This window comes from Microbacterium oxydans (assembly GCF_000956525.1).
Taxonomy (GTDB): domain Bacteria; phylum Actinomycetota; class Actinomycetes; order Actinomycetales; family Microbacteriaceae; genus Microbacterium; species Microbacterium oxydans_A.
The window spans coordinates 373,996-391,273 of the sequence record NZ_JYIW01000024.1; the positions used below are offsets into that span (position 1 = coordinate 373,996).

A 17,278-nucleotide genomic window follows, 5' to 3' on the forward strand; every position below is an offset into this window, starting at 1 on the left:
TCATCATGACCGACCGTTACTTCAACGCCCCGCTTTCCGAGGTCGATCCGGAGATCGCCCAGGTCCTGGATCGCGAACTGCAGCGCCAGCAGACCTTCCTCGAGATGATCGCATCCGAGAACTTCGTGCCCGTCTCGGTCCTGCAGTCGCAGGGGTCGGTGCTCACGAACAAGTACGCCGAGGGCTACCCCGGTCGCCGGTACTACGGCGGCTGCGAAGAGGTCGACGTCGCGGAGGAGCTCGCGATCGCGCGCGCCAAGAGCCTGTTCGGCTCGGAGTTCGCGAACGTCCAGCCGCACTCCGGCGCCTCGGCCAACGCAGCGGTGCTGCACGCCATCGCCCGCCCAGGCGACACGCTGCTCGGCCTCTCGCTCGACCAGGGCGGCCACCTCACGCACGGCATGAAGATCAACTTCTCCGGTCGTCTCTACAACATCGTCGCGTACGGCGTGGACCCCGAGACCTCGACGATCGACATGGACGAGGTCCGCCGCCTGGCCATCGAGCACAAGCCGAAGGTCATCATCGCCGGATGGTCGGCCTACCCGCGTACCCTCGACTTCGCGGCCTTCCGCGAGATCGCCGACGAGGTCGGGGCACTGCTCTGGGTCGACATGGCGCACTTCGCCGGACTCGTCGCCGCAGGGCTGCACCCGAACCCGGTGCCCCACGCGCACGTCGTCTCCTCGACCGTGCACAAGACCATCGGTGGACCCCGCTCCGGCTTCATCCTCACGAACGACGCCGATCTCGCCAAGAAGATCAACACGGCCGTCTTCCCCGGACAGCAGGGTGGGCCGCTCATGCACGTGATCGCCGCCAAGGCGACCGCGTTCAAGCTCGCCGGGACGCCCGAGTTCAAGGAGCGCCAGGAGCGCACCCTGCGCGGCGCCGCCCTGATCGCCGAGCGCCTCTCGCAGCAGGACGTGCAGGATGCCGGCATCGGCGTGCGCTCCGGCGGCACCGACGTGCACCTCGTGCTCGTCGACCTGCGCGACGCCGCGATCGACGGCAAGCAGGCCGAGGACCTGCTGCACGACATCCGCATCACCGTGAACCGCAACGCGGTCCCCAACGACCCGCGTCCGCCGATGGTGACCTCCGGTCTGCGCATCGGCACCCCGGCGCTCGCCACGCGCGGATTCGGCGACGCCGAGTTCACCGAGGTCGCCGACATCATCGCGCTCGCGCTGCTCCCCGGTGCCGACGTCGAGTCGCTCCGTGCCCGCGTCGACGCGCTCGCCGCCGGCTTCCCGCTCTACCCGGACCTGCAGCAGTGACCGCGAAGGTCCTCGACGGCAAGGCCGCAGCAGCCGAGATCAAGGCCGAGCTCACCGAGCGCGTCGCGGCGCTGAAGGCCAAGGGCATCACGCCCGGCATCGCGACCGTGCTCGTCGGCGCCGACCCGGCATCACAGCTGTACGTCGGGATGAAGCATCGGCAGTCCGAAGCCGTCGGCATGAACTCGATCCAGCGCGAGCTGCCGGCCGACGCCACGCAGGCCGACGTCGAGGCACTGATCGACGAGCTCAACGCCGACCCGGACTGCCACGGCTACATCGTGCAACTGCCGCTGCCGAAGCACATCGACACCGATGCGATCCTCGAGCGCATCGACCCGGCGAAGGATGCCGACGGACTGCACCCGACCAACCTCGGTCGGCTCGTGCTGAACGTCAACAGCCCGATCCACACCCCGCTGCCGTGCACGCCGCGCGGTGTGATCGAACTGCTGCTCCGCAACGACTACGACCTCACGGGCAAGCATGTGGTCGTCGTCGGACGCGGGGTCACGATCGGACGCTCGATCGGCCTCCTGCTCACGCGGCGCGACCTGAACGCCACGGTCACGCTCACGCACACCGGCACGGTCGACATGTCGCGCTACCTGCGCGAGGCCGATGTCATCGTCGCGGCAGCCGGTGTGAAGCACCTGATCCGCGCCGAGGACGTGAAGCCCGGCGCTGCGGTGCTCGACGTCGGCGTGACGCGCGAGAGCGACCAGGAGACCGGGAAGAGCCTGGTCTTCGGTGATGTGCACCCCGATGTGGCCGAGGTGGCCGGGTTCCTCTCGCCGAACCCGGGCGGTGTGGGCCCGATGACGGTCGCACTGCTCATGACGAATGTGGTCGAGGCGGCGGAACGGCTCGTCTGACCCGCCTGCTCCGATGACAGAACGGCACCCACCCCTCGGGGATGGGTGCCGTTCTCGGTCTGCTGGGCGCCTCGGCCTCGGCCTCAGCCGAGCTCGTCGAGCATGCGGCGCTGCTCCGGGGTGAGACCGTCGTGCAGCTCATCGCGTGCGGCGGCCGTCTCCGCGGTCGCTGGAGCGGGGGAGGAGTGCGTGGCCCTCGCTCCGCCCTTCACTCGCGCCTGCACGGCGTCGTACACCTCCGACGCCTTCGCGTGGAGTCGGTCGTCGATCCGGTCATAGATCACCCAGCCGAGGAGCAGGATGAGCGGCGGGAGCACATAGCCCCAGACGCTCGAGGAGCGCACGCCGCTCAACCAGACGGTGAGCACCCAGACGATCAACTCGACCACGTACACGAGCACGTACTGCACGACCTTCTCGCCGGCTCTGGTGCGATCGGCTGCCGACTTCGCGGCCGATCTGCGGAACGCCGAGCGCAGCAGGGGCTTCACGAACAGCGCGGCGAGCGTGAGGATGATCGCAGCCCACAGGGCGTTCCATCCGACCGACACCCCACGCAGCAGCAGTCCGATGAGCAGCAGCACCGCGACGTTGAACACGTAGAGGGAGACGAACCGCACGATTCCGTTCTTCATGCGAAACAGAATCCCACATGAGGGGCTCGGAATCCCGCCCGCCGACCAATATGCTGACCGCAACGTCCCCGGCGAGAGGAATCCAGTGGACATCGCACTGTTCGTCATCGAGTTGCTGGTCGTCCTCGGCTGTATCGTCATGGGCACTCGATCCAGCGGCGTCGGCCTCGGTCTCTGGGGTGGCACGGGCGTCGCGATCCTCGTCTTCGTCTTCGGGCTCTCTCCAGGCTCGCCCCCGGTCGACGCGCTGCTCATCGTGCTCTCGGTGGTGCTCGCGGCATCCATGATGCAGTCAGCCGGAGGCATCGACTGGATGGTCTCCGTGGCCGCGAAGCTGATCGCGCGGAACCCCAAGCAGATCACGCTCGTCGCACCGCTGGTCTCGTTCCTGTTCTCGGTGGGTGCCGGCACCTCGAACATCCTCTATCCGCTGCTCCCGGTGATCCAGGACCTCTCCTACCGCAACGGCATCCGCCCGTCACGTCCGCTCTCGCTCTCGGTCGTCGCGACCGGCGTCGCGCTCGCCTGCAGCCCCGTGTCGGCGGCGATGGCGGCGATGGTCACGCTCACCGACACCGCGCCATGGGACTTCGAGCTCGTCGACATCCTGAAGGTGACCATCCCGGCCGCGATCGTCGGCATCGTGGTGTCGAGCTTCTTCGTGAACCGCCTCGGCAAGGACCTCGCAGACGACCCGGACGTGCAGGCGCGCATCGCCAGGGGAGAGCTCGCTCCGCCCCGCGCTGATGCCGCGGAGATCAAGGCCGACGTCACGGTGACCACCGCCGGTCGCAACGCGGCGGTGATCTTCCTGCTCGGCGTCGCCGCGATCGTCGTGTTCGGTCTGTTCAAGGGGATCCGCCCACTGGATGCCGCCGGTGACCCCGTCGCCATGACGCCGATCATCGAGATCGTGATGTTCCTGGTGGGCACGCTGATCCTGGTGGTCTCACGGCCGAAGGTGGCGGAGATCCCGACCATGACCGTGTTCAAAGCCGGTATGGTCTCGGCGATCGCGCTGTTCGGCCTCGCGTGGCTGACGGACACCTTCCTCACCGCGCACTCGGCGCTCATCTCGAGCAGCGTCGGCGGTTGGGTCAGCGCCGCACCGTGGATCTTCGCGCTCGGCGTGTTCCTGGTGTGCGTGCTCACCACCAGCCAGTCGACCGCGACCAGGACGATCGTGCCGATCGGTCTTGCGGCCGGCATCCCGCTCGGACTCCTCAGCGGCATGTGGGCCGGCGCGTTCGCCGGCATCTACCTGCTGCCCACCAACGGCTCGCAGATCGCCGCAGCGAACTTCGACACCTCCGGCTCCACGAAGCTCGGCACCAAGCTCGTCGACCACTCCTTCTTCGTGCCGACGCTCATCCTCGCGGCGACCACGATCGCGTTCGGTGCACTGTTCGGGGTGCTCTGGGGCGGCTGAGCACCCCGAACCCGTGGCAGCAGCAGCAGCGCCGGATGGTCGATGCGCTCTCCGATCAGAGCGCGCGGAAGATGTCCCACGAGCGCTTGCAGGCCGCGGCGACTGCTCGCACGTGCTCCGGGTCCTCGGTGATCCAGTCGGTGCCCGGGCGGTGCAACGCTTCGACGGCGGCGTCGCCGAGCAGATACTCCCGAAGGAACTCGGCCTGCACGGCGTCGAGCGTCAGGGCAGCCTCCTCGGCTGCATCCGCCAGTTCGCGGAAGCGGCGCCCGGCGGCGATGATCTCCTGGCTCCCGAGGTACGGGGTGTTGAGCGCCACGGCATCCGGCCGCTCGACGCGGAAGCCCGCCCGGTGGGCATCGGCCAATGCCCGTGCTCGCTCAGGATCCATGGTCGGAGGGTCGGCGGGATCACGCTCGTCGCCGCGGGTGTCGCCGCGATTCGACAGCGCCACAACGGCAGGCAGCCGATCCTGCTCCGCCCTGGCGACATTCACCGCGCCCTCGCGAGTCGTGGTCGTGTTCATGGTGTCGTGGAACGACAGCCGCGTGAATCGACCGCCGGTGCGCAGCTTGGCCGCGACGAACCGCTCGGTCAGCGCATCCCTCGTCTGCTCGTACACGCCGAGCCCGCGTTCGCCGACCTCCACGAACGTCTGCACCAGGCGTTCGCGTTCCGTTTCGTCATCAGGGACGTCGAGGATCGGGAAGAAGGAGAACGTCACCGGACGGATGGCGTCGACGCCGGTGAGATCGACCTTCTGCCAGGCGCCGGCCGCACGGGTGCGCTCGAGCGCCGTCGTGAGATCCGCGGCGATGTCCTCGGGTCGCGCCCTGTTCGGGTCGCGCACCAGACGCGGGTGCGGATTCAGCACCGCGACGACTCGCGGATCGGAGGCGGCCCACGTGCGCACGATCGCGTCGGTGGAGACATCGGTGAAGTCGTATTGCAGTCGACGCGTGAGCGCGGGAGAGAGGTACGGCAGCAGCTCCTCGGGGATGCGCGCACCGGCGTGCGGGCAACTGATGAGCACGTCGGCGTCGGCGATGGCCTGCTCGAGCGTGCGGGTGCCGCTGTCGGCGAAGACCGTGATCTCCTCCGGGGAGAACGTCCGTCCGGCGGGGATGAGGTCGAGGTCGCTCATGCGCTCATGGTAGCCGCGCGGTGCGACCTGCGGTCAGGAACCTGCGAGCGTGCTCTCGATCCCCACGATGCGGGCCTGCTCGTCGAAGCGGAAGGTCGCGGAGCCGGAGGCATCGACGACGGTCGCGCCGGAGAACGCCTCGTCGGTCCACGTGAGGGTCCAGTTCGCGAGGCGAGCGAGGTCCCACACCGAGGTGCGGGCATCACTCAGTGCGAGACCCGCGAGCAGACGCGGCAGTGCGATCACGGCATCCGCCACCGTCAGCGGGGGGAGCGGGGCATCGAGCAGGAACACGGCGCGCGTGCCGCCGCCGACCGGCGCCGAGTAGTAGGGAGCGCGTCCGGTGAGCTCGACCGCCACGCCGCCGACCACGTGCGCGGCCTGCGCGATCCAGTCCTCGTCGGCCGGTGCGTCGGCGGGGAACGGGACCTCGGGCGACGTCAGCTCCACGATGCCGTGCTCAGCGCCGTACGCGTGCAGCTGAGCGGCCACGCCCTGGGCATCTCCCTGCGGGTGCGCCCACGCCCACAGCATCGATCGGGGGCCGGGTGCGATCGTCGCGATCAGGTGCGCACGGGCGACGAGCTGACGGCTCGGGTCGTCGTTCGCCGTGAACGTGAGGGTGCCCGCGGCCATGTCGGCATCCCACCGGTGCTCGCCGAGCGCGTCGGCCGCGGTCGAGAGGGCATCCTGACGGAGCGCGGTGAACAGGGCGGCACGGTCGGCGAGGGGCTGGAGCGCGGCGAAGGTCATGACCACAGTCTTCCCCGGATTGCTATGAATCCGCCAGAGCGGGACGGGTCGGATGCGGGGTGGGGTGACGGGCGCCGCGTCAGTAGCTCGCGCGCTCTGCGCCCGCCGCTGCGACGAATCGGGCGGTGAGGGCCTCGGATGCCCGCGCCAGCAGCGCCACGTCGGCTCCGACGGCGACGAAGTCCGCCCCGCCGGCGATGTATGCATCAGCGGCGACCGGGTCGAAGGCGTTCACGCCGACCGGCTTGCCAGCGGCCTTCACAGCGGTGAAGACCTGCTCGACCGCCGCGACGACGTCGGGGTGGGTCTGCTGACCCAGCAGACCCATCGACGCCGCGAGATCGGATGGGCCGACGAACACGGCATCCACGCCGTCGACCGCCGCGATATCGGCCGCAGCCGCCACTCCCGCGGCGGTCTCGATCTGCACCGTGAGCGAGGTGTGCTCGGCGGATTCCTGCAGGTAGCGGTCGACGCGGTTCCAGCGGGCGCTGCGAGCGAGCGCACTGCCGACGCCGCGAACCCCCGCCGGCGGGTAGCGGGTCGCTGCGACGGCTGCCAGCGCGTCATCGACGGACGACACCATCGGCACGATCAGGTTCTGCGCGCCGAGGTCGAGGATCTGCTTGATCGCGACCGTGTCGTTCGACGGCACCCTGACGAGGGGCACGATCGGGTAGGCGGCGACGATCTGCAGCTGCAGGAGCGCGGATTCCAACGTGACAGCCGAGTGCTCCATGTCGATCAGGAGCCAGTCCAGACCCGACCCTGCGGCGACCTCGGTGACCACCGGGCTGCCGGAGCACGCCCACATGCCGATCAGTGATCGATCCGACGCCGCGAGGCGCTCGCGGAAGGAGGGGTCTAGACGAAGCGGCATGTGATTGTTCCCATCGGTCCGTAGTCGCACAGCACTGCATCGCCCCGCGACACCCACATCGGGCGTGTGAACGATCCTGCCAGGATGACCTCGCCCGCTTCGAGACGCGCGCCGTGCTGATGGAACTTGTTCGCGAGCCACGCGACGCCGGTGGCCGGATGGCCGAGCACTCCGGCGGCCACACCGGTCTCCTCGATCTCACCGTTGCGCGAGAGCACACCGGGCACCCAGCGCAGGTCGATCTCGTCCGGACGCTTGTGCACGTCGCCGAGCACCATCGCGCCGTACGCCGCGTTGTCGCTGATCGTGTCGACGATCGTGCGGCCCTCCAGCTCGATGTGCGAGTTCAGCACCTCGAGCGCCGGCACCGCATAGTCGATCGCGGCGAGGGCATCCTCGAGCGTGCAGTCAGGACCCTCCAGCGGATGCTTCAGCACGAACGCGAGCTCCACCTCGATGCGGACGTTCGAGAAGTGGTCCACCGGGATCTCGGCGCCGGACTCATAGACCGTGTCATCGAACATCACGCCGTAGTCGGGCTCGGTGATGCCGGTCGCCTGCTGCATCGCCTTCGAGGTCAGGCCGATCTTGCGTCCGACGAGCCGACGGCCGGCCGCGATCTGCGTGTCGCGCCAGACGCCCTGGATCGCGTAGGAGTCCTCGACCGTCGCCTCGGGGTAGCGGGCGGTGATCCGCTGGATCACCGCGTGCGTGCGGTCGGCCTCCGCGAGCTCGGCCGCGATCTGCGCGACGGTGTCTGGTGACAGCATCCGGGTTCTCCTTCGTCGATCGGTTTCTTCGGGCCCTTCGACAGGCTCAGGGACCCAGGGGGGAGGTGGGCCCAGGGACCCAAAGGTGGGCTCAGGGACCCAGGGGGCGTGGCGGGCCCTTCGACAGGCTCAGGGACCCAAGGGCCTCAGGGGCAGGAGCCACGGGGTGGGTCGCTGAGCCTGTCGAAGCGCCTAGAGCTGGTTGCCCAGCTTCTTCTCGCCCTCGTCAGCGCGGGTGTACGAGAAGCCGTCGGCGCCGATCGTGACCGCCATCTCGCTCGAATCCGTGCGCGCGACGACGGGCTGCGGGTTGCCATCGAGGTCGAGCACGAGCGATGCATCCGTGTACCAGCTCGGCACGACGGGGTTGCCCCACCAGTCGCGGCGCTGGTTGTCGTGCACGTCCCAGGTGATGACGGGGTTGTCGGGGTCGCCGGTGTAGTAGTCCTGCGTGTAGACCTCGACGCGGTGGCCGTCGGGGTCGCGCAGGTACAGGTAGAAGGCGTTGCTGACACCGTGACGGCCGGGGCCGCGCTCGATCGAGTCCGAGCGGCGGAGCGCGCCGAGCTTGTCGCAGATCGCGAGGATGTTGTGCTTCTCGTGCGTCGCGAAGCACACGTGATGCATGCGCGGGCCGTCTCCGCCGGTCATCGCGGTGTCGTGCACGGTGGGCTTGCGGCGCATCCATGCGGCGTAGACCGTGCCCTCGTCGTCCTGGATGTCCTCCGTGACGCGGAAGCCGAGATCCTGCATGAAGCCGACCGCGCGCGGCACGTCGGGGGTGACCTGGTTGAAGTGGTCGAGGCGCACCAGCTCACCCGGGATGTGCAGGTCGTAGCGCCACGACATCCGCTCGACGTGCTCGGACTGGTGGAAGAACTCGTACGGGAACCCGAGCGGATCGACCACGCGCACCGAGTCGCCGATGCCCTGCACGAAGCCGCCCGGCTCGCGGCGGACCTCGCAGCCGAGTTCGGTGTAGAACTCGACGGCGCGGTCGAGGTCCTCAGGGGTGCGCACCCGGTACGAGAAGGCGGCGACAGCGGCGATCGGTCCCTTGCGCAGCACGAGGTTGTGGTGGATGAACTCCTCGGTGGAGCGCAGGTAGATGGCCTGGTCGTCCTCCGTCGTCACGTACAGCCCGAGGATGTCGACGTAGAACTGCCGGGAGGCGGCGAGGTCGGTGACCACGAGCTCCATGTACGCGCAGCGCAGGATATCGGGCGGCGTGCTCTTCGGCGTCGCGACCGGGTTGTCCGAGCGGATCGGTGCTTCCTGAGAGACGTAGTAGCCCGCTGAGGTCAGGGTCATGTCGTCACGGTTGGTCATGTCAGCGTCCTTGCAGATCAGTGCGGGCAGGGTCAGTTCTTGCCGAAAGTGGGGTTGTGTGCGCCGCCGAGCGTGATGTGCACGCTCTGCTGGTCGGTGTAGAAGTCGATCGAGCGGTACCCACCCTCGTGGCCGAGGCCGGAGGCCTTCACACCGCCGAACGGGGTGCGCAGGTCGCGCACGTTGTTGCTGTTCAGCCACACCATGCCGGCCTCGACGGACTGTGCGAAGTTGTGCGCCCGCTTCAGGTCGTTGGTCCAGATGTAGGCGGCGAGGCCGTACTTGGTGTTGTTGGCCAGCGACAGTGCCTCGTCGTCGGAGTCGAACGGCGTGATCGCGACCACCGGACCGAAGATCTCCTCCTGGAAGATGCGGGCGTCGGGGGAGACATCCGCGAACACGGTCGGGGCGACGAAGTTGCCCTCCTCGAAGCCCGCAGGACGACCGCCACCGGCGACCAGGCGGCCCTCGGTCTTGCCGATCTCGACGTAGCTCATCACCTTGTCGTAGTGCTCGGGGTGCACGAGTGCGCCGACCTCGGTGGCAGGGTCGTGCGGGTAGCCGACCTTGACACGCTTCGCCTGCGCGGCGTAGCGCTCCACGAACTCCTCGTAGATCGACCGCTCGACCAGGATGCGGGAGCCCGCGGTGCAGCGCTCGCCGTTGAGCGAGAAGACGCCGAAGATCGTGGCGTCGACGGCAGCCTCGAGATCGGCATCCGCGAAGACGACGGCCGGCGACTTGCCGCCGAGCTCCATCGACAGGCCCTTGAGGAAGGGGGCCGCGTTGCCGAAGATGAGCTGACCCGTCGAGCTCTCGCCGGTGAACGAGATGAGCGGCACGTCCGGGTGCTTGACGAGGGCGTCACCGGCATCCTCGCCGAGGCCGTTCACGAGGTTGAAGACGCCCTGCGGGAGTCCGGCCTCCTCGAAGATGCCGGCCCAGAGCGATGCCGAGAGCGGCGTGAACTCGGCCGGCTTGAGCACGACAGTGTTGCCGGTCGCGAGTGCGGGGCCGAGCTTCCACGACTCGAGCATGAACGGCGTGTTCCACGGTGTGATGAGTCCAGCGACGCCGATCGGCTTGCGGTTGACGTAGTTCATCTGGCGGCCGGGGACCTTGAACGCGTCATCCGACTGCGCGACGATCAGATCGGCGAAGAAGCGGAAGTTCTCTGCGGCACGACGAGCCTGCCCCAGCGCCTGTGTGATCGGCAGGCCGGAATCGTAGGACTCCAGCTCGGCGAGGCGTGCATCGCGGGACTCGACGATGTCGGCGATCCTGTGCAGCACACGGCTCCGCTCTCGGGGCAGCATGCGCGGCCACGGGCCCTCATCGAAGGCGCGCTTCGCTGCGGCCACGGCGAGCTCGATGTCGGCCTTCTTGCCGGCCGCGGCCGTCGTGTAGGTCTGGTTGGTCACCGGGTCGAGCACGTCGAAGGTGTCGCCGTCGACCGAGTCGACGAAGGCGCCGTCGATGTAGTGCTGGATGTGGTCGGGAAGATCGGCGGGGATGCGCGAATCGGTCATGAGTCTTCTCCAGGGGTTCGGTGGGAACGGGCATGCAGCGCGTCGAGGAAGGCGTCCCTCGTGCGCAGGCGGTGGTTGCGGGCGGCGAGCTCGATCTCGAGCGGCTCTGCGCCGTCACGGATGAGCTGCAGGATCTGGGTGTGCTCCTCGACCGAGTGCTGTGCGCGGCCCGGCACGTAGGCGAAGGTGGAATCGCGGATGCCGGACAGTCGCGCCCATCCGCGGTGCACCAGGTCGAGCAGGTGCGGGTTCGGGCACGGTTCGAACAGCACCGAGTGGAAGCGGCGGTTCAGCTCGGTGAACGCGTGCGCGTCGAGGTCGACGAGCATGCGCGACATCGTCTCGTTGACGGCTTCGGCCGCGTCGAGCGCCCGTGCGTCGAGGAACGGAGCGGACAGCGCGGTCGCAGCGCCCTCGACGAGCCCGAGGGTCTCCATCGTGTGCGCGTACTCGCTCTCATCGACCAGTGTCACGCGGGCGCCGACGTTGCGCTCGAAGGTCACGAGTCCCTCGGCCTCGAGTCGGCGGATCGCCTCGCGCACCGGGACGACGCTCATGCCGAGCTCGTCGGCGATCGAGCCGAGCACCAGGCGGTAGCCGGGACCGAACGCGTGCGCGGCGATGCGGGAGCGGATCCAGGCGTACGCCTGCTCCGACTTGCTCGCGGTGGCGATGTCGCTCATGCGCTCTGTGCTCCCGAGTCGTCCTGGGTCCCTGAGCCGTCCTGGGTCCCTGCGTCGTCGCCCGGGGCCCCTGCGTCGTCCTGGGTCCCTGAGCCGCCCTGGGTCCCTGAGCCTGTCGAAGGGCCGCTCGCGGCCTCGTACCGGGCTCGCCACTCCGCGTTCAGCGGGAACAGCCCGTCGACCGGGTGCCCGGCCGCGACCTGCTCGGCGATCCAGGCATCCTCGATCTCTTGCGCGACTGCGGCGTCGGCGACTTCTTCGGCCAGCCCGGGCGGGATGACGATCACGCCATCGCTGTCGCCGACGATGATGTCGCCCGGCTGCACGGATGCTCCGCCGCACGCGATCGTGACGTCGACGTCCCACGGCACGTGCTTGCGACCGAGGACCGAAGGGTGCGCGCCCTGGGAGAACACGGGCAGGCCGATCTCGGCCACGGCGTCGAAGTCGCGCACACCGCCGTCCGTGACGACGCCCGCCGCACCGCGGACCTTGGCGCGCAGGGCGAGGATGTCGCCGAGCGTGCCGGTCGTCGCATCGCCGCGGGCTTCGATCACGATGATCTCGCCCTCGTGCACGGCGTCGAAGGCGCGCTTCTGGGCGTTGTAGCCGCCGCCGTGGCTGGCGAACAGGTCTTCGCGGAAGGGCACGAACCGCAGCGTCTTGGCGGTGCCGACGATCTTCGTGCCGGCGATGTTCGCGGCGACGCCGTCGATGAAGCAGGCGTGGTGGCCACGCTTGCGCAGCTGGGCGGAGAGCCCGGCGGTCGGCGCTTCGAGCAGCTTGGCGCGCAGTTCGGGAGAGAGCCCTGAGGAGTCAGAACCCGCCGCGCGCGCGGGCACGGGAGCGGCGTGTTCTGGCTTCTCGGCGATGTCGGCGGGCAGTCCAGCCGCCTCGCGTGATCCCCATGCCTCGGAGCGCTGCAGGTCGTCGACGGCCGGGAGCGACCCGAGTTCGCCGTCGAAGGGCGCCTCGCCCTGCGTCACCGTGGTCACCAGTCGTCCGGACGACGGGGCGCCGGCGGCATCCGGAGCATCCACTTCGATCTCGACCACGTCGCCGGGCACGATGACCGAGGAACCGGCAGGCGTGCCGGAGAGGATCACGTCGCCGACCTCGAGCGTGAAGTGCTGCGAGAGGTCGGCCACGAGCTGCGCCAAGGGGAAGATGAGCCCTGCGGTGGTGTCGTCCTGCCGCAGCTCGCCGTTGACCCAGGCGCGCACGCGCAGGGCGGCGGGGTCGACCGTGCTCGCGTCGATGAGCTCGGGGCCGAGCGGCGTGTAGCCGTCGCCGCCCTTGGACCGCACGTTCGAGCCCTTGTCGTTCGCGCGCAGATCGTAGAGTCCGAGGTCGTTCGAGGCCGTGACCCAGCCGACGTGCGACCAGGCGTCCGCGAGGGAGACGCGACGGGCGGGGGTGCCGATCACGAGTGCGATCTCGCCCTCGAACGCCAGCAACTCGGTGCCTGCCGGGCGTTCGACCGTGCCACCGGTGGTGCCGACGGAGCTGGCCGGTTTGAAGAAGTAGGAGGGAGCGGCTGGACGACGTCCGCGCTGATCGGCGCGAGAGGCGTAGCTCAGGTGGATCGCGATGATCTTGCCGGGGCGGTCGATGGGATCCGTCACGGGGCGCCTCCTCGCGCTCGATTTCGACGCCTTGTGCGTCGTATTCGAAATCATATATCATCGGTTCATCCCTCGGCAAGCACTCCGGATTCGCGTCCGCTGCACGCCGTGACAATGCAGTCACAACCAAAGGAGACACCCCATGAGCGGGCAGTCACAGGCCGGGTTCACCCCCACCGGCACCATCGCATCGGCGGTCGATCGGCGCAGAGTCGTCTTCGCGACCGTCGTCGGCACCACCGTCGAGTGGTACGACTTCTTCATCTACGCGACCGCGGTCGGCCTCGTGTTCGGCCAGCTGTTCTTCGAGCCGCTCGGAGCCAACAGCGCACTGATCGCGTTCGCGACCGTCGGCGTCAGCTTCCTGTTCCGCCCGCTCGGCGCATTCCTCGCCGGGCATTACGGCGACAAGCTCGGCCGCAAGACCGTTCTCATGTGGACGCTGATCCTGATGGGTGCGGCCACCGCCCTGATCGGCATCCTCCCCACGTACGAGACGATCGGCATCACCGCGCCGATCCTGCTCGTGCTGCTGCGCATCATCCAGGGCATCTCGGCCGGTGGAGAGTGGGGCGGCGCAGTCCTGATGGCCGTCGAGCACGCGCCACGGACCAAGCGCGGCATCTTCGGCGCCTCGCCGCAGATCGGGGTGCCGCTCGGCCTGCTGCTGGCCTCCGGTGTCATGGCGCTGATGACCGCGATCGCTCCGGGGGAGCAGTTCGCGATCTGGGGCTGGCGCGTGCCGTTCCTGCTCAGCGTCGTGCTGATCCTCGTCGGCTACTACGTGCGCCGCAAGGTCGAGGAGAGCCCGGTGTTCACCGAGCTGGCCGCGCGCAAGGAGAAGGCGCGGATGCCGATCGTGCAGCTGTTCCGCAAGCACGCGCTGCTGGTGATCGTCGCCGCGTTCGTCTTCGCGGGCAACAACGCCGTGGGCTACATGACCACCGGCGGGTACATCCAGGGCTACGCGACGAACCCGGAGGGTCCGATCGGTCTCGAGCGCGGCCCGGTGCTCCTGGCGGTCGCCGGATCTGCCGTCACCTGGCTGCTCACGACGCTGCTCGCCGGCTGGGTCTCCGACCGGATCGGCCGTCGCTCCACGTACATCATCGGCTGGCTCATGCAGCTCGTCGGCGTGTTCACCCTGTTCCCGCTCGTGAACACCGGCGAGATCGGGCTGCTGTTCATCGGCCTCGCGATCCTCACGATCGGCCTCGGCTTCACCTACGGCCCGCAGGCGGCGCTGTACACGGAGCTGTTCCCTGCGAGCATCCGCTTCTCCGGCGTCTCGATCTCGTACGCGATCGGTGCGATCGCCGGTGGTGCCTTCGCCCCGACCATCGCGACGGCGATCGTGCAGGCGACCGGTTCGACGCAGGCCGTGACGTGGTACCTCGCCGGGATGACGGTGCTCGGCCTCATCGCGACGCTGCTGCTGCGCGACCGGTCCGGCATCCCGCTGGGTCCGGATCACGAGGAGGAGCAGTCGGTCAGTCCGATTCGGGGTCTCGCTCGCGCCTGACGCCGCCCCTCGCGCTCCGGTCGCACTTCGCGTCGCTCATCGGCTTGCCGAACGACACGAAGTGCGACCGGAGCGCTGTGCGCGGTGGGAGCGCTGTGCGTGGTGGTCAGCCGTCGAGGGCGTCGCGGATGACGGATGCCGAGCGCTGCAGTCGCGCGGCGATCGCCGCGTCGTCGAGATCGGTCGCGACGTGCACGACCGCGATCGCCGCCGGCCGATGCCCGCGGAGCACGAGCGGCACCGCGACCGATTGCACCGTCGGGATGACCTCGTCGTGACTGGTGCCGTAGCCGCGGAGCCTGGTGGCGTCGACCTCGACGCGCAGTGCTTCGGAGGCGTCTGACGGCCAGTCCGCCGGGGAGAGCTGCGCGAGAATCGCCTTGCCGGGGGCGCCGACGGTCACCCGGTGCCGGGCGCCCGGCCGCTGTGCGACGCTCGCGACCGCGTGGCGCGGTTCGACGCTCGCGAGCGTGATGCATTCGTCGCCGTCGAGCACCGCGAGGAAGCAGGTCATGCCGAGCTCGTTCGCGATCGCCGTGAGCTCGGGGAGCGCCTCGGCCTGCAGGTCGTAGGCGACGCCGGCTGCGAGGGCGGCCATGCGCGCGCCGAGGCTGACGCTGCCTGCTGCGTCCCGACCGGTCAACCCGTGGTCTTCGAGGGTGCGCAGCAGGCGGTACGCGATCGAGCGGTGCACGCCGAGCCGGGCGGCGATCTCGTCGATCGTGAGCGGATGCCGCGCCTCGGCCAGGATCTCGAGGATGCGGATGCCGCGACTGAGTGTCTGCGATGCCGGGGTTGCGCCGTCGGGCATGGGATTCCCTTGTGTTCCGCGCGGGTCGCGCATACGATGTGTTCAATAGTAGAACGGTGTGTTCGAATATAGAACAACCGATCGGATGGCGCAAGACCCCGACAGTGATGTCCGGAAGGAATCGACGACGATGCAGTTCCACCACCACGGCTATGTCTCCGGCAACCCTCGCGTGCAGGACGCCGCAGGCACCGGCCTCGACCGGCCGGCTGAACTCCCGGAGACGGTCGACGTGCTGATCGTCGGCTCGGGACCTGCCGGCATGCTGCTCGCGGCGCAGATGTCGCAGTACCCGGGCGTCACGACCCGCATCATCGAGAAGCGCGAGGGTCGGCTCGTGCTCGGCCAGGCCGACGGCATCCAGCCGCGCAGCGTCGAGACGTTCCAGGCGTTCGGCTTCGCGGAGCGGATCGTCGCCGAGGCCTACAACATCGGCTGGATGAACTTCTGGGGCCCCGACCCCGAGAACCCGCAGCGCATCGTGCGCACCACCCGCACCGCGGACTACGCGTACGACATCTGCGAGTTCCCGCATCTGATCGTGAACCAGGCACGGGTGCTCGACTACTTCGCCGAGGCGGCCGCCGACGGTCCGGCCCGCATCACGCCCGACTACGGGGTGGAATTCCTCGGACTCACGGTGCACGACGACGGCGAGTTCCCCGTCGAGGTGCGTGTGCGGTACGTGGCGGGCGAGCACGCCGGGGCCGAGCGCGTCATCAGGGCCAAGTACGTGGCGGGGTGCGACGGCGCCAGAAGCGGCGTGCGCCAGGCGATCGGGCGAACGCACGTCGGTGCCAGCGCCGCGCACGCCTGGGGGGTCATGGACGTGCTCGTGAACACCGACTTCCCGGACTGGCGCACCAAGTGCGCGATCAACTCGCAGGCCGGCAACATCCTGCACATCCCTCGTGAGGGCGGCTACCTCAGCCGCGTGTACGTCGACCTGGGCGAGGTCGCCGAGGACGACGACCACCGGGTGCGGCAGACGCCGGTCGAGGACGTCATCCGCAAAGCCAACGACATCCTGCATCCGTACTCCCTCGACGTGAAGGAGATCGCCTGGCACAGCGTCTACGAGGTCGGGCATCGGGTCACCGACGGGTTCGACGACGTACCGGACGACGCCGATCGCACGCCGCGTGTCTTCCTCACCGGCGACGCCTGCCACACGCACAGCGCCAAGGCCGGCCAGGGGATGAACGTCTCGATGCAGGACGGGTTCAACCTCGGCTGGAAGCTCGGATCGGTGCTCACCGGCCGCGCGCCCGAGGCGCTGCTCGCGACCTACGGCGCCGAACGTCGACCGGTGGCGCAGCAGCTGATCGACTTCGATCGGGAGTGGTCGACCCTGATGGCTCGCAAACCCGAGGAGATCTCCGACCCGTCTGAACTCGCGACGTACTACCTCGCGACCGCCGAGTTCCCCTCGGGATTCATGACGCAGTACACCTCGTCGATGATCACCGGGTCCGATCGGCATCAGGCGCTCGCGGCCGGATACCCGCTCGGCAAGCGCTTCAAGTCGGCCGAGGTCGTGCGGGTCGGCGACGGCAACGTGATCCACCTCGGCCACCACGCCAAGGCTGACGGACGCTGGCGTGTGTACGCGTTCGGCGATCGCACCGGCGCCGCGCTCGCCGCCTGGGCGTCTGAGGCGGAGCCGGTGTTCGCTCGCTTCACGCCGACGGATGCCGACGCCGATGCGGTCTTCGACGTCAAGGCCGTGTATCAGCAGCCGTTCGAGGAGCTCGAGGTCACGGCGGCGCCGACACTGTTCCAGCCGAAGTCCGGCCCGCTCGGACTGACCGACTGGGAGAAGGTGTACGCGGCCGGGCCGTCGAAGTGGACCGAGACCGACATCTTCGCCGCGCGGGAGCTGTCCAGAGACGGCGTCGTGATCGTCGTGCGTCCCGACCAGTACGTCGCGGCGATCCTGCCGCTCGATGCCGTGGACGAGCTCGCGGAGTTCTTCGACGGGGCGCTCCTGCCGGTGCGGTGAGGACGCTCGGC

General features: G+C 69.0%; 15 protein-coding genes. 5 read left to right on the plus strand and 10 right to left on the minus strand.

Annotated features, from left to right (window positions below; genetic code table 11):
* Positions 1 to 5: 5 nt before the first annotated feature.
* Both glyA and RS83_RS10205 read left to right on the plus strand, forming a co-directional pair.
* Positions 6 to 1,280 carry a serine hydroxymethyltransferase gene (gene glyA, locus RS83_RS10200; RefSeq protein WP_045279372.1) on the plus strand — a complete coding sequence of 425 codons (1,275 nt, stop codon included), beginning with the start codon at positions 6 to 8 and terminating at the stop codon, positions 1,278 to 1,280.
* Complete coding sequence (locus tag RS83_RS10205) at positions 1,277 to 2,155, plus strand: bifunctional methylenetetrahydrofolate dehydrogenase/methenyltetrahydrofolate cyclohydrolase (RefSeq protein WP_045279373.1); 879 nt, start codon at positions 1,277 to 1,279, stop codon at positions 2,153 to 2,155. Before glyA ends, RS83_RS10205 begins: the two co-directional genes overlap by 4 nt.
* 83 nt (positions 2,156 to 2,238) lie before the next feature.
* On the opposite strand, the gene RS83_RS10210 is transcribed toward RS83_RS10205, so the two are convergent.
* Positions 2,239 to 2,790, minus strand: coding sequence for a hypothetical protein (locus tag RS83_RS10210; RefSeq protein ID WP_045279374.1), 552 nt, complete (start codon positions 2,788 to 2,790; stop codon positions 2,239 to 2,241).
* Between the two features lie 85 nt (positions 2,791 to 2,875).
* Here RS83_RS10210 and RS83_RS10215 point away from each other — a divergent pair, with 85 nt between their 5' ends.
* Positions 2,876 to 4,219, plus strand: coding sequence for an anaerobic C4-dicarboxylate transporter (locus tag RS83_RS10215; RefSeq protein ID WP_197072104.1), 1,344 nt, complete (start codon positions 2,876 to 2,878; stop codon positions 4,217 to 4,219).
* A 55-nt stretch (positions 4,220 to 4,274) separates the two neighbouring features.
* Here RS83_RS10215 and RS83_RS10220 read toward each other — a convergent pair whose 3' ends face one another.
* From RS83_RS10220 to RS83_RS10255, 8 genes are all read right to left on the minus strand, one after another.
* On the minus strand, positions 4,275 to 5,363 hold the full coding sequence (locus RS83_RS10220) for an N-formylglutamate amidohydrolase (protein ID WP_045279375.1): 1,089 nt from the start codon (positions 5,361 to 5,363) through the stop codon (positions 4,275 to 4,277).
* Between the two features lie 33 nt (positions 5,364 to 5,396).
* Positions 5,397 to 6,116, minus strand: a complete 720-nt coding sequence (locus tag RS83_RS10225; protein ID WP_045279376.1) for a DUF6882 domain-containing protein — start codon at positions 6,114 to 6,116, stop codon at positions 5,397 to 5,399.
* Positions 6,117 to 6,195: 79 nt separating this feature from the next.
* Positions 6,196 to 6,996, minus strand: a complete 801-nt coding sequence (locus tag RS83_RS10230) for an HpcH/HpaI aldolase family protein (protein ID WP_045279377.1) — start codon at positions 6,994 to 6,996, stop codon at positions 6,196 to 6,198.
* Entirely contained in the window at positions 6,981 to 7,766 is a 786-nt protein-coding gene (locus RS83_RS10235) for a fumarylacetoacetate hydrolase family protein (protein ID WP_045279378.1), read from the minus strand. The genes RS83_RS10230 and RS83_RS10235 overlap by 16 nt, the downstream gene beginning before the upstream one ends.
* A gap of 192 nt (positions 7,767 to 7,958) precedes the next feature.
* The gene (hpaD, locus tag RS83_RS10240) at positions 7,959 to 9,095 is read right to left on the minus strand and encodes a 3,4-dihydroxyphenylacetate 2,3-dioxygenase (RefSeq protein WP_045279379.1); all 1,137 of its coding nucleotides are present in this window, start codon (positions 9,093 to 9,095) and stop codon (positions 7,959 to 7,961) included.
* Positions 9,096 to 9,127: 32 nt separating this feature from the next.
* The gene (gene hpaE / locus RS83_RS10245; RefSeq protein ID WP_045279380.1) at positions 9,128 to 10,624 is read right to left on the minus strand and encodes a 5-carboxymethyl-2-hydroxymuconate semialdehyde dehydrogenase; all 1,497 of its coding nucleotides are present in this window, start codon (positions 10,622 to 10,624) and stop codon (positions 9,128 to 9,130) included.
* A complete protein-coding gene (locus tag RS83_RS10250) occupies positions 10,621 to 11,307 on the minus strand; it encodes a GntR family transcriptional regulator (protein WP_045279381.1) in 687 nt (228 codons plus the stop codon). The genes hpaE and RS83_RS10250 overlap by 4 nt, the downstream gene beginning before the upstream one ends.
* Positions 11,304 to 12,986, minus strand: coding sequence for a fumarylacetoacetate hydrolase family protein (locus RS83_RS10255; RefSeq protein WP_269429887.1), 1,683 nt, complete (start codon positions 12,984 to 12,986; stop codon positions 11,304 to 11,306). The genes RS83_RS10250 and RS83_RS10255 overlap by 4 nt, the downstream gene beginning before the upstream one ends.
* An 88-nt stretch (positions 12,987 to 13,074) precedes the next feature.
* On the opposite strand from RS83_RS10255, the gene RS83_RS10260 reads away from it, so the two are divergent.
* A complete protein-coding gene (locus tag RS83_RS10260) occupies positions 13,075 to 14,454 on the plus strand; it encodes an MFS transporter (RefSeq protein ID WP_045279382.1) in 1,380 nt (459 codons plus the stop codon).
* Between the two features lie 106 nt (positions 14,455 to 14,560).
* Here the strand turns inward: RS83_RS10260 and RS83_RS10265 are convergent, their stop codons facing one another.
* Positions 14,561 to 15,265: an IclR family transcriptional regulator gene (locus tag RS83_RS10265; protein WP_045279383.1), complete on the minus strand. Its 705-nt coding sequence runs from the start codon at positions 15,263 to 15,265 to the stop codon at positions 14,561 to 14,563.
* A 130-nt stretch (positions 15,266 to 15,395) separates the two neighbouring features.
* Here RS83_RS10265 and RS83_RS10270 point away from each other — a divergent pair, with 130 nt between their 5' ends.
* Positions 15,396 to 17,267 carry an FAD-dependent monooxygenase gene (locus tag RS83_RS10270; RefSeq protein ID WP_045279461.1) on the plus strand — a complete coding sequence of 624 codons (1,872 nt, stop codon included), beginning with the start codon at positions 15,396 to 15,398 and terminating at the stop codon, positions 17,265 to 17,267.
* Positions 17,268 to 17,278: the final 11 nt, after the last annotated feature.

What these genes read in the sequence shown, in the direction of transcription:
- glyA (WP_045279372.1), top strand. Translation starts at nt 6, where the DNA reads ATGACCGACCGTTACTTCAACGCCCCGCTTTCCGAGGTCGATCCGGAG.
- RS83_RS10210 (WP_045279374.1), bottom strand. Translation starts at nt 2,790, where the DNA reads ATGAAGAACGGAATCGTGCGGTTCGTCTCCCTCTACGTGTTCAACGTC.
- RS83_RS10220 (WP_045279375.1), bottom strand. Translation starts at nt 5,363, where the DNA reads ATGAGCGACCTCGACCTCATCCCCGCCGGACGGACGTTCTCCCCGGAG.
- RS83_RS10225 (WP_045279376.1), bottom strand. Translation starts at nt 6,116, where the DNA reads ATGACCTTCGCCGCGCTCCAGCCCCTCGCCGACCGTGCCGCCCTGTTC.
- RS83_RS10230 (WP_045279377.1), bottom strand. Translation starts at nt 6,996, where the DNA reads ATGCCGCTTCGTCTAGACCCCTCCTTCCGCGAGCGCCTCGCGGCGTCG.
- RS83_RS10235 (WP_045279378.1), bottom strand. Translation starts at nt 7,766, where the DNA reads ATGCTGTCACCAGACACCGTCGCGCAGATCGCGGCCGAGCTCGCGGAG.
- hpaD (WP_045279379.1), bottom strand. Translation starts at nt 9,095, where the DNA reads ATGACCAACCGTGACGACATGACCCTGACCTCAGCGGGCTACTACGTC.
- hpaE (WP_045279380.1), bottom strand. Translation starts at nt 10,624, where the DNA reads ATGACCGATTCGCGCATCCCCGCCGATCTTCCCGACCACATCCAGCAC.
- RS83_RS10250 (WP_045279381.1), bottom strand. Translation starts at nt 11,307, where the DNA reads ATGAGCGACATCGCCACCGCGAGCAAGTCGGAGCAGGCGTACGCCTGG.
- RS83_RS10255 (WP_269429887.1), bottom strand. Translation starts at nt 12,986, where the DNA reads ATGATTTCGAATACGACGCACAAGGCGTCGAAATCGAGCGCGAGGAGG.
- RS83_RS10260 (WP_045279382.1), top strand. Translation starts at nt 13,075, where the DNA reads ATGAGCGGGCAGTCACAGGCCGGGTTCACCCCCACCGGCACCATCGCA.
- RS83_RS10265 (WP_045279383.1), bottom strand. Translation starts at nt 15,265, where the DNA reads ATGCCCGACGGCGCAACCCCGGCATCGCAGACACTCAGTCGCGGCATC.
- RS83_RS10270 (WP_045279461.1), top strand. Translation starts at nt 15,396, where the DNA reads ATGCAGTTCCACCACCACGGCTATGTCTCCGGCAACCCTCGCGTGCAG.